This is a genomic window from Xanthobacter sp. (genome assembly GCF_041911315.1).
GTDB lineage: Bacteria > Pseudomonadota > Alphaproteobacteria > Rhizobiales > Xanthobacteraceae > Xanthobacter > Xanthobacter aminoxidans.
Genome location: NZ_JAYRPE010000065.1, coordinates 140,127 through 157,154 on the forward strand (window position 1 = coordinate 140,127; position 17,028 = coordinate 157,154).

Sequence of the window (17,028 nt, forward strand, 5' to 3'; positions counted from 1 at the left end):
GCGGTAACCGAAGGCGGTGGACGCAGTTTGTTCTCCGTTCATCGCACGGCATCTGCTGCCAAGCCAAATGCCAAGCCGCGGCAGAGCCGCATTCTCCCTCACATATCGCGCCGAAGGCGTGCCATGCCGTACCCGGGGAAGGCGGGTGCCCCGTGGTGGGCACCCATGGGAATTGGCGCGGTTCCTGCTTAAATAGGGACAGCCATGAAGATGCATTCTCTCACCCGCGAACTCATCGAGGCCGGCGGCATCGACGCGCTGGTGGCGCGCGACGCGCCGGACCTCGCCGTGCTCACGGAGGCCGAGCGCGCCGCCTCCCTCAACGCCACCCTGGCGGTGCGGCCGGAGGGGCCGGCCTGGCTGTTCGCCTACGGCTCGCTGATCTGGAACCCGACCGTGCGGGTGGAGGAATGCCGCGTCGGCCGCATCGACGGCTGGCACCGCGCCTTCTGCCTGGAGACGGTGGTGGGGCGCGGCTCGCCGGCCTATCCCGGCCTGACCCTCGCCCTCGATGCGGGCGGCGACTGCACCGGCGTCGCCCTCCGCCTGCCCGAGGAGGGGCTGGAGCACGAACTTTCCCTGCTGTGGCGGCGGGAAATGCTGGCCGGCGCCTACGTGCCGCGCTGGCTGGAGGTGAGCGATCCCGCCGGCGGGCACATCGGCTGCGCTATCGCCTTCACCATGGACCGCACCAACCCGCATTATGCCGGCGGGCTGAGCGAGGCAGAGGTGGTGGACCGGCTCGCCAATGCCCAGGGCGCCATCGGCTCGGCCGCCGACTATCTGTTCGCCACCTGCGAGGGGCTGGCCGGGCACGGGGTGCGCGATCCCGCCCTCGACGCGCTCGCGGACGCGGTGCGCAGGCGCCGGGAGCAAAGCTCGCAAGGGTGACGCCGGGAGGCGCTCGGCTTTCAACGGTGAAGCCGGAAGGCGCAAAACTCCCAAGGGTGACACCGGAAGGCGGTCAGCCTGCCTGGCTGACGTCGGCCCGCTCGGCGCGGGCGACGCCGGCGGCCGCCTGGTTGGCCTCGGTGCGGAAGGCCGAGGGGGCGCGGCCGAAGGTGCGGCGGAACAGCCGGTTGAAGGTGGCGATGTCGTTGAAGCCGGCCTCGAACGCGATGTCCGACACCTTCTTCCCGGCATTGACGGGATCGAGCAGAGCGGCGCCCGCATATTTCAGGCGCGCGGCGGTGATGTGTTCCCTGAGCGTGGTGCCGTGCTTCTGGAACATCTTCTGGAGCGTGCGCACGTTGAGCTTGTAGCGCTGCGCCACCTGGGCCACGCCGTAATCCTGCTGGCGGCAGTTGGCGGCGATGTCGGCGAGGATGTCGCGGAAGAGATGGTCGCCGGTGGGCGGAGTGCCGCTCTCGTGCTCGCGCGCAACCGACAGTAGCGCGAGAAGGCCGGCCTCGCAGGCCCGCGCCAAGGCCGGCGGCAGATCGCGCCCGACAATGCACTGTGCCTGCGTGATGAGCAGGTCCACCGATGCATCCGGCGTCGTGGACAGCGCGCCGCCGCCCGCGCCCGCCTCTCCGGCGCCCGGCGAGCGGTCCGGGGCCGCCACCAGAGTCACCGACCCGGCGGGAAAGTGGATGTCGGCGCCGCGGCGAACCGTTGCAAGGAAAGGCATATTGGCCGGGATCGGCTGGGCCGCCCCCTGATCGAGCGTGATGGTGGAGGATTCGCTGGCCCGCCCCGCCAAGGTCAGAGGCAGCTCCAGTACGGTCATGCGCAGGGCGCCCAATTGTGGCGCGTCTGCGCAAATAATCGCCACATTCGGTAACAGCGTCTGACGCACGGTTAACCGCTTGTTAACCGCTTTGACCTTGGGCAGAGCCTCATCGCTACCTTGCAACAGCGCACGATGAGACTGTGAATCTGGTGCAGAGCAATCATGAATACTCAAATATTGCGTCTGCGAAATCTTTTGAAATTCCCCCATGACTGGCCGCCACGCCTCCCTTGACGGGCGTTACAACACGTCAAACAGAGACTAAACGCAATCCAGGCTACTAAATTACCGCCACCTATTCTGTCTGTGGCTGAGCTGTGGAGTGGTTGCAGGCAACCGTCATGTGCCGATTTTATGGTTAACTCATTGAATAAAATACATAAATTCGACTATGGCAGAAGTGCAACACCTCACGCGAATATGAAGAAATTCGCATTTTGAGCAGTGATGATTCGCGCCCTGCGGAGAGGCGATTGCATCCGCTGGGTAAGTTCGCCTCAGTTCGAGGAGTGTGAGAATCACTCCACAACCAACGGTCGCAGATTGTGGCGGCCGAAACAGGTTCAGGCTGGCGGAGGGCTTCCTCCTGCCGCTGCATGTTGGGGGTGAAGATGGTCAATACGGGCGGCACCATCCTGTCTGGCGCGAATGTTCGGTCCTCTGCGAGGGGGGCATCCGTCACCCGCGGCCGGACACGGGCGCTCCTCCTCAGCTCGGCACTGGCGACGGTGCTTGCGGGCGTCATCCAGCCGGGCACGGCGAATGCGGCTGATCCGTGCGTGGGCAATGCCGGCAGCAATCCCACGTCGATCGCCTGCTCGGGCGGTCCTGCGGCGCAGGGGACGGCCTTCACGACCAACAAGAATGTGACCGTGACGTCCGACGGGACCACCAACGTTACCAGCGGTGGACTGTCCGTTACGGCCAAAGAGAACATTTTCGGTGCGACTTTCGGTAAGAACATCACTGCCGATGGAATGGCAGGATCGTTTACGGGCTCCTCATTCGGGATCAATCTCAATTCCGACGGCAACACCACTGACGGCAATATTACCCTGAACAATTTCTCGGGTTCCGCTACAGGGACCTCCGGGAATGGAATTGTTCTTAACGGCCTATCCATCCAGCTCAATGGCTTCAGCGGTAGCGCCACGGGAAGCAGTGGCGATGGCATTCACGCCAACTCGAGCCTGCTTGGTTCGATTTCCGCCGACAATTTCTCCGGGACGGCATCCGGCAGCGTGAACGGTATTTCGCTCAATGCTGTGGGTGGATTGCCGAACAATACGGCCATCTCGCTGAATAACTTCAGTGGTTCGGCAACCGGCGGCACTGGCACGGGAATTCTCCTCTACACGAATTCCGGCAACATCAGCGTCAACAACTTCACCGGCACGGCGACCGGCGGCGACAATGGCATTGGCGCCACGACCCTTGTCGGCAACATCAGCATGACCGGCTTCGGCGGCTCAGCCACCGGCACCGAGGCGGCGAGCAACGGCATCAACCTGAATGCCGTCGCCGGCAACATCACCTTCTCTTCCACGCCCGCCGCCTTCGTCAGCGGCGGCACGAACGGCCTGAACCTCAACGCCCTCGGTACCGTCAGCGCGACCACCAACGCCGGCTTCTTCTCCGGCACCACCGGTTCCGGCGCGAGCCTGAACGCCCGCGAAGTGGACCTGACGGCCAACAACAGCTTCTTCACCGGCGGCACCAACGGCGTCGCGGCGCTGGGCACCAACCTCGATCTCAACTTCGTCGGCGGCACCGCCATCGGCACCAGCGGCGACGGCATCAACGCCACCGCCGTCGGCGTCTCGGCTGGCCCGCTCCAGCTGCCGGCCATCTCCAGTGTCTCCACCAGCGGCACCTTCGTGCAGGGTGGCACCAACGGCATCAACGCCTCGGCCTCGGCGGTCGGTCTCGGCGGCGTGGGCGTTGACGCCACCACCACGGTCACCGCCAACGGCGGCTCGGTGACCGGAACCTCCGGCGCCGGCATCTTCGCCTCGGCGATCACCGCGCCCGTCTCGGGTGGCCCGAACACCGCCTCCACCACCGTGCAGGGCTCTGCCGACGTGACCGGCGGCTCCAACGGCATTTTCGCCCTGGCCGGCAGCCTCAACGGCAATGCCAACACCACGGTGAACGTCTCCGGCGACGTGGAAGGCACCAACGGCAACGGCGTCTTCGCCCTCGGCGCCAGCGTCGGCGACTTCACCGGCTTCGACCCCAACGACCCCTCCACCTGGAACGCTGCGGTCGGCACCGGCAAGGCCACGGTGGACGTCACCACCAAGGACAATGTGACGGCCGGCAACGGCACCGGCATTCTCGCGGTGGGCATCGGCACCGGCAACTCGGTGACGGTGGACGCCCGAGACAACGTGGACGCCACCGGCGGCTTCGGTGTGCTGGCCGGCTCGGTCGGCACCGGCGGCACGGTGGATGTCACCACGAAGAACGTCTCCGGCACCCAGGGCGGCGTGCTCGGCTTCAACACCGACGGCAACGTCAATGTGCACACCACCGGCACCGTGGAAGTCGCCTCGGGCGGCCTGATCGGCGTCGGCGCGATCTCCAACAACGGCAACGCCACGGTCAACTTCTCCGGCGTCATCGACCCGCCGCTGATCGGCGCCGGCTCGCTCGCCATCGGCAACGGCACCGCCACCACCAACACCGCCGGCACCATCGATGCCGACCTGATCGGTGTGGTCGCCCTGAACGTGGGCAACGGCCGCGCAGTGGTGGACAACAACGCCTCGGTCCAGTCCAGCGTGGGTGCAAACCCGCTGCTCGGCGTCGGCGGCATCAAGGTCGGCAACAACAGCGCCCTTCCCGGCGCGGACGTGGATGTCCAGAACAAGGGCGTGGTCGAGGACTTCGCCATCGGCGTGGCCGGCCTCGCGGTGGGTGATGGCAACACCGTCGCCGTCAAGAACCTCGGCGTGGTGGATGCCGGCTTCCTGGGCGTGGGCGGCGCCGGCATCGGCGACGGCAACTCCGTCGGCGTGCAGAACTACGGTGTCGTCACCTCCGGCGGCGTGGGCGTGCTCGGCCTCACGGTCGGCGAGGGCAACGCGGTCAACGTCCAGAACTTCGCGGTGGTGAACGCCAACCTCGTGGGCGTCGCCGGCATCGGCATCGACAACGGCCCGGGCGCCGGCGTCACCAACGTCTCGGTGGCCAACAGCGGCGCCATCAACACCAACGGCATCGGCGTGATCGGCGCCGCCATCGACCTCGACGGTTCGGGCTCGGCGATCACCTCGGTCAGCAACGGCGGCGTCGTCACCGGCGGCTTCCTCGGCGTGGCCGGCATCGCGGTCGGCCAGGGCCAGGCCAACGGCCTGACGGTCACCAACAACGGCGCCATCGTCAACAACAGCGGCGTCGGCGTGCTCGGCCTCGCGGTGGGCGACAATTACGGCGCCACCGTCAACAACACCGGCGCTATCGACGCGGATGTGGGCGGCGTGCTCGCCGGCATCATCGGCGACAACGGCACCCTGACCGTCACCAACTCCGGCGCCATCACCACCCAGGGTGCGGCGGTCGCCGGCCTCGTGGTGGGCGACGAGGGGCAGGTGAAGGTCACCAACAGCGGCGCCATCACCGGCGGCGTGCTGGGCGTGGGCGGCATCGTCATCGGCGACAACACCACCGGCATCGCCACCACCGTGGAGGTGAAGAACTCCGCGTCCGTCACCAATGACGGCATCGGCGTGCTGGGCGGCGGCATCGGCGACAACCAGGTGGTGAAGGTCTCCACCTCGGGCGCCATCGACTCCGGCCTCCTCGGCGTGGGCGGCTTCTCCATCGGCGCCAACGGCAATGTGGATGTGAAGACCACCGCGGCCGTCACCTCCGGCGGCGCGGGCGTGGTCGGCGCCGGCATCGGCGACAATTCGGTGGTCAAGGTCACCACCGGCGAGCAGGTGGACGGCACCTTCCTCGGCGTCGGCGGCCTCATCGGCGGCGCGGGCTCGCAGCTCACCATCGTCACCGAGGACAAGGTGACCTCCTCCGACGGCTTCGGCGTCGCGGCCCTCGGCCTCGGCACCGGCCAGACCATCAACGTGACCACCCAGCAGGAAGTCTCCGGCGACCTGCTCGGCGTCGGCGCGCTCAACCTCGGCGGCGGCGGCACAACGGTGAACGTCGAGACCCAGGCCAAGGTCACCTCGGCCTCCGGCTTCGGCGTGCTCGGCGGCTCCATCGGCACCGGCGCCAACACGGTGAATGTCACCACCCAGAAGCAGGTCTCCGGCGACCTGCTCGGCGTGGGCGGCGTCATCGGCGGCACGGGCGGCACCCTCACCATCAAGACCATGGACACGGTCGACAGCGCCAACGGCTTCGGCGTGGCGGCGCTCGGCCTCGGCTCCAACACCATCGACGTGACCACCGACAAGGCGGTGACCGGCCGCTACCTCGGCGTCGGCGCGCTGGCGCTCGGCGACAGCAACAGCGTCACGGTCCACACCAAGGACACGGTGAAGTCCGCGGACGGCCTCGGCGTGTTCGGCGGCGCCATCGGCACCGGCGCCAACACGGTGAGCGTCACCACCGACAAGGCGGTCGAAGGCCGCTACCTCGGCGTCGGCGCCCTCGGCATCGGCGACACCAACACCGTCACGGTCCATACCCTCGACACCGTGACCTCCTCGGACGGCTTCGGCGTCTTCGGCGGCGGCCTCGGCACCGGCGCGAGCACCGTCTCGGTCACCACCGACAAGGCGGTGACGGGCGACCTGCTCGGCGTGGGCGGCCTCATCGGCGGCACTGGCGGCACCCTGACCGTCGAGACCAAGGACACCGTGGACAGCGCCAACGGCTTCGGCGTGGCGGCCCTCGGCTTTGGCTCCAACACCATCGACGTGACCACCGACAAGGCGGTGACCGGCCGCTACCTCGGCGTCGGCGCCCTGGCGCTCGGCGACACCAACGCGGTGACGGTCCACACCAAGGACACGGTGAAGTCGGCGGACGGCTTCGGTGTGTTCGGCGGCGCCATCGGCGGCGGCGCCAACACCGTGAAGGTCACCACCGACCAGACGGTCGATGGCCGCCTCCTCGGCGTCGGCGGCATCCTCGGCGCCACCGGCGGCTCGCTGGACATCAACACCAAGGCGGCCGTGACCTCCACGGACGGCTTCGGTGTCGCCGGCCTCGCCTTCGGCAACAACAACACCGTGAAGGTGCTCACCGAGGGCACCGTGAGCGGTGACCTGCTCGGCGTCGGCGCCCTCTCCATCGGCGACGGTGGCACGGTGGACGTCCACACGCTGGCGGCCGTCACCTCGGCCAACGGCATCGGCGTCCTCGGCGGCAACATCGGCGCCGGCCAGCAGGTGACCGTGGTCACCGACGGCACGGTCAACGCCGCCATCGCCGGCGTCGTCGGCTTCAACACCGGCGGCAACACCGACGTGACGGTGAACCAGAAGGTGTCGGTCGCGGCCGGCGGCTTCATCGGCGCGGCGGCCATCGCCGGCGGCACCGGCAACGCCACCCTGACGATCAACGGCGTCATCGACCCGCCCGCGATCGGCGGCGGCGCGCTGACCATCGGCTCGGGCACCGCCACGGTGAACGTGAACGCCGAGGTCCAGGCGACCACCATCGGCATCGTCGGCGCCAACATCGGCAACGGCGCCATCGACGTGAACGTCAATGCGGGCGGCACCATCAAGTCCGACGGCATCGGCATCCTGACCTTCAAGCTCGGTGACGGCCCGACCACCATCGACGTGGATGCGGCGGTCGGCGGCCTCAGCGGCGCGGCCACCGGCGGCGACGGCATCTTCGCCCTCGCCTTCGGCGAAAGCCCGGTGACCATCAACACCACCGCCAACGGCACCATCAATGCCGGCGACGACGGCATCTCGGTGGGCCACATCGGCGGCGGCAACGTCATCGTCACCACCAACGGCACCATCACCGCCGGCGACGAGGGCATCCAGGTGCGCTCGCTGGCGCTGACCACCGGCGACGTGACCGTGACCAACAACGCGGCCATCACCGCCACCGACAACGGCATCTTCATCCTGAAGGGCGGCGACGGCGCGGTGCTGGTGAATGCCAACGCCAACGTCACCTCCACCACCGCCAACGGCGTCGAGGCCAACGTCCTCTTCGGCACCGGCGACGTGACGGTGAACCAGGGGGCCTCGACCACCATCGCGGCCCAGGACTTCGGCGTGATCGCCTCGAAGACCTTCGGCACCGGCAACGTGTCGGTGACGACGGGCACGGCCTCGGCCATCAATGCCACCGCGGGCGGCATCTTCGCCGGCCGGTTCGCCGGCACGGGTGACGTGGTGGTCACCACCGGCCTCCTCAGCAACATCACCACCGTGGGCAACGGCATCGAGGCCCAGTCCATCGGCTCCACCGGCGACGTCACCGTGACCACCGGCACCACCAGCGGCGTGACCGCGGGCGGCGACGGCATCGTGGCGAACAAGTTCGCCGGCTCCGGTGACGTCTTCCTCACCACCGGCACGTCCAGCGCGGTGGCTGCGGGCGACGATGGCCTCACCGCCACCAACTTCGCCTTCGGTCCGGGCAACGACATCTTCGTCGCCACCGGCGTCAACTCCGTGGTCCTCGCCAACGACAAGGGCATCCGCGCCGGCGGCTGGGACAACGTCACCATCAACACCTCCGACGGCAGCATCATCCGCGGCGACGCGGACATGACCGGCGTCGGCAACGCCATCCGCATCTTCTCGGCCGACTTCGCCACGGTGAACATCGGCACCAACAATGCGGTGATCGGCTCCGGCAAGAGCTGGGGCGAGGCGGTGATCTCGGTCAACAGCGATGATGGCACCATCATCAACGTGGGTGCCGGCACGCTGGTCAGCTCCTGGAGCTACCTGGGCGGCAACAACCTGCCCGGCCTGATCGTGGCGGCGAGCGACATCGTCATCGACACCGACGGCGGCGCCACCACCATCACCAACAACGGCACCATCGTCGGCCGCATCGGCCTCACCAACAACGACGACACCTTCAACAACCTGTCGTCGAACACCTGGATCACGGTCGGCAACAACTACTTCGGGGGCGGCAACGACACCCTGAACAACACCGGCCGCATCGTCACGGCGCTGCAGGGCGGGGTGGCCGAGACCACCACCTTCAACAGCCTCGAGACCTTCAACAACGGCGATCCGCTCTTCCTCCAGAGCGGCCTGCTGACCATGATCGACGAGACCCCCGGCCAGATCGCCGGCAACGGCACCCGCGACGTGACCTACGTGAGCGGCACCTGGAACGGCGTCGGCAACAGCAAGGTGGGCCTCGACAGCTACCTCGGCGCGCCGGGCTCCACCTCGGACCAGCTCGCGGTTGGCGGCCTCGACGTGAACGGTGTTGAGATCGCCGGCCTCGTCACCACCGGCTCCACCGGCCTCGTCATCCACGACGTCAACGCGGGACCGGGCGCCTTCAACCTCGCCGGCATCAAGGTGGTGGACGTGCAGAGCGCGGCCGGCACCACGGACCCGACGAGCTTCTACATCTCGCCCGGCTCCACCAACTACTCGCCGAAGTTCGGCGGCGTGATCGACAAGGGCCTGTTCTTCTATGACCTCACGGTCATCGGCAACGACCAGTACCTGATCGGCCTCCCGGACCAGGAAGTGTTCGAGCTGCCGAAGCTCGTCACCGGCGCCCAGGCCATCTGGCACGAGACCACCGGCGTGTGGCTCGACCGCCAGGCCGACCTGCGCACCTACCTGCAGGGCACCCCCACGCAGCTCGTCACCAAGGAAGGCATCAAGACCATCGACGGGGCTCCGGCCTCCGTCACCCCCGGCATCTGGGGCAAGGTGGTCGGCAGCTGGGGCTCTCGCGACGCCTCCAACACCTTCGCGGCTGGCGGCGGTCTCTACGGGTTCGACACCGGCTACAACCAGAGCATCTACGGGTTCATGGCCGGTGCCGACTTCGGCAAGGAAGGCGTGTTCGCCACCAATGACGCGGTGGTGTTCGGTGTCCTCGGTGGCTACGTCGGGTCCAACCTGAACTTCAGCAATTCGCCCACCTCGGCGGATTACTCGGGCGGGACGGTCGGTGCCTATGCCACCTACATCACCGGCAACTGGTACTTCGACGCTCTCATCAAGGCCGACTTCCTCTCCATGGACTACAACGCGCCGACGCTCGCGGGCATCGGCTACTTCGGAAAGTCCACGGACGCCCGGAACGTCGGCTTCGCGCTCGATACCGGCTACCGGCTCTACACCTGGGCCAATGGCGGGTTCGTCGACGGCCTCGCCACCCTGACCTACGTGAACACCAACATCTCCAACCTCGCCATTGCCGGAAACACCTTCGTGGACTTCGGCAACAACGACAGCCTGCGCGGCAGCCTCGGCGCCCGCGTCGGTGGCCAGATCTACGACGCCGCCACCTACAAGGTGCAGGCGAGCGTGACCGGCCGCCTCTGGTACGAGTTCCTCGGCGACAACGCCGTCACGATCTTCAATCCGGGCGTGCCCTTCGGCACCGTCGACAACTTCGACGGCCTGTTCGGTGAAGTCGGCGTCGGGTTCAACGTCTTCGCCAAGGACTCGGGCTGGAACAGCTTCGTGAATGCCGACGTGAAGTTCGGCGACAACTACACGGCCGGCAGCGCCAAGGGCGGTGTCCGCTACCAGTGGTGAGCGGCACCTGATCCTCGATCAGTCCGGCGGGCGGCGTGCCTTGAAGGTGCGCCGCCCGTTTCTTCTCCGGGGACAAGATCGTGACGGAGCTTGGCTTTCGCTCCAGGCCGTCCCATCCTTCCCGTTCGGGTAAGAGCTGCGGGCGCAGGCCGCCCGGTTCCGGGCCCGCGTTTCTGGCCCGCGTCGCGTCAGTCCCCGCATTTCGTCCCTTCTCCGGATTCCTTCTGTCCCCGGGTCCTCGTCCACGGAGGCGTCTCGTGATCCTTTCCCGTCTGTTCCGCACCACCTCCTTCCGCGCCAGCCCCTTTCTCGCCCTTGCCGCGCTCCTCGCGGCGACGCCCTTCGCCGTGCTGTTCTCCGAGGACACGGGCGCCGTCACCGTGGCGCAGACCCAGCAGGCGGCGCCGGCCCAGAACCGCACCGCCCAGAACCGCACTGCCCAGAACCAGCCGGCCGCCCCGGCCGCGCCCGCCGGCCCGGTGAAGACCGAGACCCAGTCGTTCGACAATTGGGTGCTCACCTGCCAGGAGGTGCCTCCGGCCGCCGGCGCCAAGGCCGGCAAGAAGACCTGCTTCGCCGTGCTGCGCATCACCGACAACCAGTCGAAGCGCGTGGTCGTGGTGTGGAAGATCGGCCGCGACGGCAAGGACGTGCCGACCATCGCCATCACCACCCCCACCGGCGTGCTGGTGCGCGACGGCGTGGACCTGGTGCTCGGCCAGAACACCCGCAAGCTCGCCTACCAGTGGTGCAACGGCACCGAGTGCGAGGCGAGCATTGCCTACGACGCGGCCCTCGCCAAGGAGCTGTCCGCCGCCAAGGAAGCCACCATCGCCTTCCGCCTGCAGGACGGCCGGCAGGTGAACGTGAAGGTGGGCGTCACCGGCGTCGACAAGGTGCTGGCCGGGCTCGCCAAGAGCTGAAGGGCCGGCTGAGCCAAAGGGCTGAGCGGGCCGCCCCCCGTCGCCCTGTCGCTTCTGTCCCGCATCCTCACCACCGTCTTCCCCCGGCTTGTCCGGGGGATCCACTTTGCCGCTTGTCCGCTTCATCCGGCCTGACCCCGCTCCGGCGGAGAGGTGGATCGCCCGCACGAGGCGGGCGATGACGGCGTGATTGAGGGTGAGGCGCGCCACGACGGCGCCGGGGACCGTTTCGTGGATTCCGTGATGCGGAGAAAACCTCTACCCTCGCGCGCGAGTTGAGACCCGCGCCCCGGAGGCCCTGTTGCGTCGCCGTATCCTGATCGCCGCGTTCGTCCTGATCGCGGCTTGTGTCGCCATCCGGGCCGCCGTCGTCGCCAGCAACCTGCCCGAGGCGCTCACCGCCGCCCATTTCGAGGCGCTGCGGCCGGAGCCCAACCGCCAGCGCGCCTTTCTCCATCGCATGCCCAAGGGCGGCGACCTGCACACCCATCTCTCCGGCGCGGTCTATGCCGAGCGGCTGATCGCCTGGGCCATCAAGGATGGCCTGTGCCTCGATCCCGCCGCCATGAACATCCTCTCCCCGCCCGCCGATGCCAGCGCGGAGAAGCCCTGCGGCACCGATCCCAAGATCGTCCCCATCGCCGACGCGGTGGCCGGCTGGCGCGGCCAGACCACCTTCGATCTTCTGGTGGATGCGCTCTCCCTGCGCTGGTTCCTGCCCACGCCCCAGGTGCCCTCGGGCCACGATCAGTTCTTCGCCTCCTTCTCCAAGTTCAATCCCGCCGCCGGTGGACCGGACTGGACGCGCACCCTGGAGCGCACCGCCGAGATGACGGTGGACCAGCTGCGCCAGTACGGCGCGGACAACGTGCAATATGCCGAGCTGATGGTGACGCTGATCGAGGGCGAGGACCGCCGCCGCCTCGGCCAGGCCATCGGTGCAGAGCGCGATCCCAAGGCCATGCTGGCGGCGCTGGACAAGGCCGGCATGGCGGAAGTGGTGCGCCGCCGGGTGGAGGACATTAAGGCCCTCGTCGCCCGGGTGGAGGCGCTGCGCGGCTGCGCGGCGGACGCGACCCGCCCCGGCTGCGGGGTGGATTTCCGCTACATCGCGCAGGTGAACCGCAACGGCGCGCCCGCCGAGGTGTTCGCCCAGACGGCGGTGTCGGCGGCCCTCGTGCGGGCCCTGCCGGACATCGTCGCCGGCTTCAACTATGTGGGGCCGGAGGACTACCGCACGGCCCGGCAGGACTACCGCGCCCACATGCAGTGGATCGGCTTCCTCGCCGGCAAGGACGTGCCGGTGGCGCTCCATGCGGGCGAATTGTGGATCGGGCTGGTGCCGCCGCCGGATCTCGACTTCCACATCCGCGATGCGGTGGAGACGGCGGGCGCGCGGCGCATCGGCCACGGCACCGCCATCGGCTTCGAGCGCGACATGGACGGGCTGCTGGCGGAGCTGAAGGCGCGCGGCGTCGCCATCGAGATCGCGCTCACCTCGTCCGACGTGATCCTCGGCGTCCGCGACCGCCGCCACCCGATCCGCACATATCTCTCGGCCGGCGTGCCGGTGACGCTGGCCACCGACGATGCGGGCGTCTCGCGCATCGATCTCACCAACGAATATCTGCGCGCGTCGCAGGACCACGGCCTCGGCTATCGCCGCCTCAAGGGCTTCGCTGAGACCGCCATCGACAAGGCCTTCCTGTCGCCGCCGGAAAAGGCCCGCCAGCGCTCCCGCCTCGCCACCGCCTTCGCCGCCTTCGAACGCGAGGTGACGGACGCCCTGCCGCTGGGCACCCGCGCCAGCGCCTTCCTCCGCGCGATGGTGGGCGCGGGCGGGCATTGAAGGCGGGGCCGTTCCCCGCCATCCTCCGCGCAACGGGGGAGGGGGTGATGGCCGGGGATGACGAGCGGGCCACGGGCCCGGCGCCCATGCAGGGGGGCGGGTTCTACAATGACCATGCCCAGCATCAGGCGAAGGGCGGTGCCCATGGGCTGCCGCTGATCGACCGGGCGTTCGAGGGCATGGCGCTGCACGCGCCCGTCACGCTGGCGGACTATGGCAGCGCCACGGGGCGCAACTCGCTGATGCCCATGGGGCTCGCGCTCGGCCACGTGCGCCGGCGGCTGGGGCCGGACGTGCCGGTGAGCGTCGTCCACACCGACCAGCCGGGCAATGATTTCTCCGCCCTGTTCGCGCTGCTGCGGGACGATCCCGACAGCTATCTCCGGCGAGATGCGCGCGCCTTCGCATCCGCCGTGGGGCGCACCTTCCATGAGCAGGTGCTGCCGGATGCCAGCGTGGATCTCGGCTGGTGCTCGTTCGCCGCCCACTGGATGAGCCGTGCGCCGGTGATGCCGGCGGGCCATGTGTGGCCGCGGCAGGCGGCGCCGGAGGTGCGTGCCGCCTTCGCCGCGCAGGCGGCGGCGGACTGGCGGGCCTTCCTCGCGGCCCGTGCGCGGGAGCTGAAGCCGGGCGGGGCGCTGGTGGTGGTGCAGCCGAGCCTGCCGGAGGACGAGCCCACCACCTTCCCGGTGCTGATGGCGTGGGTGGAGGCGGAGCTGGACGCCATGGCGCTCGGCGGCATGCTTACAAAAGACGAGCGCGGGCGCATGACCATCCTCGTCTTCGAGCGCACCGCCGCCGACACCCGCCTGCCGTTCGCGGATGGCGCCTTCGCGGGGCTCACCCTCGTCGCCGAGGAGGCGCGGGAGATGCCGGACCCGTTCTGGCCGGCCTATGGGGTGGACGGGGACGCGGCGGCGCTGGCGGAGAAGCATCTCGGCTTCTTCCGCGCGCCGTTCCTGCCCTCCCTTCTGGCGGCGCTCGATGCCGGCCGCGATGGTGCCTTCCGCGAAGCGTTCACCGCTGGGCTGATGGAGGCGCTGGGTCGGCGCATGCGCGCGGCGCCGCAGCCGCTTCTGTCCCCCATGGTGATCCTGACCGGGCTGTACCGGAAGGCGGCGGCGGGCCCTCACGTCGGCGCGGAAAAGCCCGCCGCCAGCGCCACCGGCACGCCGTAGCCGTCGCGGGCCATCGCCGCGGCCTCGGCGATGGGGAGGGGGCGGCCGAGCAGGAAGCCCTGCGCCTCGGCGCAGGAGGTGCGGACGAGCAGCGCCCACTGCGCCTCGGTCTCGATGCCCTCGGCGACGGTGGCGATGCCGAGCCGGCCGGTGAGCACGGTGATGGCCTCGACGATGGCGGCGCTGGCCGAGCCCTCGGTGGCGTCCTGCACGAAGGAGCGGTCGATCTTGATCTTGTCGAGGGGCAGGAGGCGCAGCCGGCTGAGGCTGGAATAGCCCGTGCCGAAATCGTCGAGCACGATCTTCACGCCGATCTCGCGCAGCCGCTGGAGCACGGCGAGGCTGGTCTCCTCGCTCTCGAACAGGGCGGTTTCGGTGATCTCGCATTCGAGGCGGCCGGGCGGCAGGCCGCTGTCGCGCAGCGCCGCCTCCACCGTGCCGACGATGTCACCGAAGGCGAGCTGCACCGGCGAGAGATTCACCGCCACCTTCAGATTGCCGGGCAGGGCGGCGATGTCGGCCACCGCCCGCCGCAGCACGAAGGCGCCGATCTCCACGATGCTGCGGGAATCCTCGGCCAGCGGCACGAAATCTGAGGGCTCGACGATGCCGCGGCGCGGGTGGTTCCAGCGCAGCAGCGCCTCGAACCCGGTGAGCGCGCCGGTGACCACCGAGAAGATCGGCTGGTAGGCGAGATCGAACTGCCCTTCCGCCAGGGCCTCCCTGAGGTCCTGCTCCATCTCCAGCCGGGCGCGCAGATGGGTGTCCATCTCCGGTTCGAACACGCACATGGTGCCGCGGCCCCACGCCTTGGCGCGGTAGAGGGCGAGGTCGGCCTGCTTGAGCAGGGTGTCGGCGTCGATCCATGCCGCCTCGGCCACCGCGATGCCGACGCTGACGCTGACCGCGATGGTATGGCCGAGGGCCGAATAGGGCTCCCCGAGCAGGGCGATGATGCGCTCGGCCAGCTCGGTCGCCGCCTGCGGCTGCTGCGGCCCGATGCTGATGATGGCGAACTCGTCGCCGCTGAGGCGCGCCACCACGTCGGTGGCGTGAACGCAGTTGGTGAGGCGGGCGGCGACCTTCCGCAGCAAAGCGTCGCCCACGGGATGGCCGAGGGTGTCGTTGACGTCCTTGAAGCGGTCGAGGTCGAGATAGAGCAGGGCCATCTTCTCGCCCCGCTCGGCGGCCTCGTAGAGCGCCTTGCCGATGCGCTCGCGGAACACCACCCGGTTGGGCAGGCCCGTGAGGTCGTCATGATGGGCGAGGAAGCGGATGCGCCCCTCGCGCTCGATCAGCGCCATGTTCTGCCGCTGCGCCTCGGCGGCGGCCTCGGTGGCGCGCAGGTTGGCCTCGGCAAGCTCCGCCTGCACCGCCTTGAGCGCGGTGACGTCGGTGCGGATCGCGACCACGCCGCCGTCCGCGGTGCGCCGGTCGGTCATCAGCAGCCAGCGCCCGTCGGACAGCCGCCGCTCCACCGGGCTGTGCTCGGGACGATGCCAGCGGGCCCGCTCGGCCACCTGCTCCTCGCTCAGCGGACCGGCCGTGGGGAGATGACGGGCCGCGACGCTCGCCCGCATGATCTCCTGGAAGCGGGCGCCCGGCGTCAGAAACGGCGCGGTGATGGCGAACAGCTCGCGGTAGCGCTGGTTGCAGGCGACGAGCCGGTCCTCGCCGTCCCACAGGGCGAAGCCATCGGACATGGCTTCCACCGCATTGGCGAGCACGGCCGTGGCGCGGGAGCGCTCGGCATCCACCCTTTCGCGCTGGCGCAGTGCCAGGAAGAGGGCACCGGCGAAGGCCGTCACGAGCGTCCCGCCCATGGCGGCGGCTGCGGTCAGGCGATCGCGGAAGCGCCGCCATGGCGCGAGGGCCTCGTCGAGGTCGGTGACCAGCACCACGCGCAGGTCCCCGGGCAGGGAGCTCCGCACCACGGCCAGTTCCGGCTGGCCTTTGTCGCCGGTGGCGACGAAGGCCCTGCCGTCGGGCGGTCGCGTGCCCAGCGCACCGTGCCGCCACTCGCCGACGGCCAGCTCGTCATGGGGCAGCGAGGCCACCAGCTGGCCGTTCGGCCGTTCGATGCGGATGCGCATGCCCGGGGCGAGGCCGGTCTCCGCCAGGATCTTCATGAGGGACTGGGTCGAGACGTCGGCGACGGCGACCACGCCGTTCCATCCGGGAACCGCCCGGACGGCATAGAGCGACCAGTCGCCGTTCACCGGATTCTGCACCGGCCCGATCATGGCGGCAGGCTGAATGCTGGTGGGCTGGGTCACCATGGGCAGCGAGCGCAGCGCGCCGCGTGGCCGGGCCGAGGCGATGATGGTGCCGTCGGGGGCGACCAGCATCATGTCGCGATAGGCGATGGTCTGCAGGTTGAAGCCGCGCAGCAGCTCGTTGGCGGCGGGCGAGGTGGCCGTGACCCCGGCGGCGGCGAACAGCGGCCGGATGGCGGCGAGCGCGCCATGGATCTGGAGCAGTTGACGGTTGAGCGCATTCTCCACGCCCTGGGCGGAGCGCTCGATGTCCGCCTCGGCGATGAGCCGCGTCGCCATGAGGCCGCGATGTGCGAGCAGGGCCGTCCCGACCGTCAGCAGGCCCAGGATGACGATGGTCCCGGCGATAACGGAGAGCTTGAGGCGGTGCCAGATCATCGTCGGCG

7 protein-coding genes are annotated in these 17,028 nt (G+C 69.1%); 5 read left to right on the forward strand and 2 right to left on the reverse strand.

Annotation, left to right across the window (positions count from 1 at the left end):
• The first annotated feature begins 204 nt into the window (after positions 1-204).
• Positions 205-891: a gamma-glutamylcyclotransferase gene (locus tag ACE3QW_RS18825; RefSeq protein ID WP_374253193.1), complete on the forward strand. Its 687-nt coding sequence runs from the start codon at positions 205-207 to the stop codon at positions 889-891.
• Between the two features lie 73 nt (positions 892-964).
• Here the strand turns inward: ACE3QW_RS18825 and ACE3QW_RS18830 are convergent, their stop codons facing one another.
• Positions 965-1,729, reverse strand: a complete 765-nt coding sequence (locus ACE3QW_RS18830) for a helix-turn-helix transcriptional regulator (protein WP_374253195.1) — start codon at positions 1,727-1,729, stop codon at positions 965-967.
• Between the two features lie 1,244 nt (positions 1,730-2,973).
• On the opposite strand from ACE3QW_RS18830, the gene ACE3QW_RS18835 reads away from it, so the two are divergent.
• The 4 genes from ACE3QW_RS18835 to ACE3QW_RS18850 all read left to right on the forward strand — a co-directional run bounded on the left by ACE3QW_RS18835 (position 2,974) and on the right by ACE3QW_RS18850 (position 14,366).
• Entirely contained in the window at positions 2,974-10,416 is a 7,443-nt protein-coding gene (locus ACE3QW_RS18835; protein WP_374253197.1) for a hypothetical protein, read from the forward strand.
• Positions 10,417-10,673: 257 nt separating this feature from the next.
• Positions 10,674-11,339: an invasion associated locus B family protein gene (locus ACE3QW_RS18840; protein ID WP_250167431.1), complete on the forward strand. Its 666-nt coding sequence runs from the start codon at positions 10,674-10,676 to the stop codon at positions 11,337-11,339.
• 301 nt (positions 11,340-11,640) lie between these two features.
• Positions 11,641-13,188, forward strand: coding sequence for an adenosine deaminase (locus ACE3QW_RS18845; protein WP_374253199.1), 1,548 nt, complete (start codon positions 11,641-11,643; stop codon positions 13,186-13,188).
• A 47-nt stretch (positions 13,189-13,235) separates the two neighbouring features.
• Positions 13,236-14,366 (forward strand): hypothetical protein, encoded by a 1,131-nt coding sequence (locus tag ACE3QW_RS18850; RefSeq protein WP_374253201.1) that lies wholly within the window; start codon positions 13,236-13,238, stop codon positions 14,364-14,366.
• Here the strand turns inward: ACE3QW_RS18850 and ACE3QW_RS18855 are convergent.
• The gene (locus tag ACE3QW_RS18855) at positions 14,318-17,020 is read right to left on the reverse strand and encodes an EAL domain-containing protein (RefSeq protein ID WP_374253203.1); all 2,703 of its coding nucleotides are present in this window, start codon (positions 17,018-17,020) and stop codon (positions 14,318-14,320) included. The genes ACE3QW_RS18850 and ACE3QW_RS18855 overlap by 49 nt on opposite strands.
• Positions 17,021-17,028 lie beyond the last annotated feature (8 nt).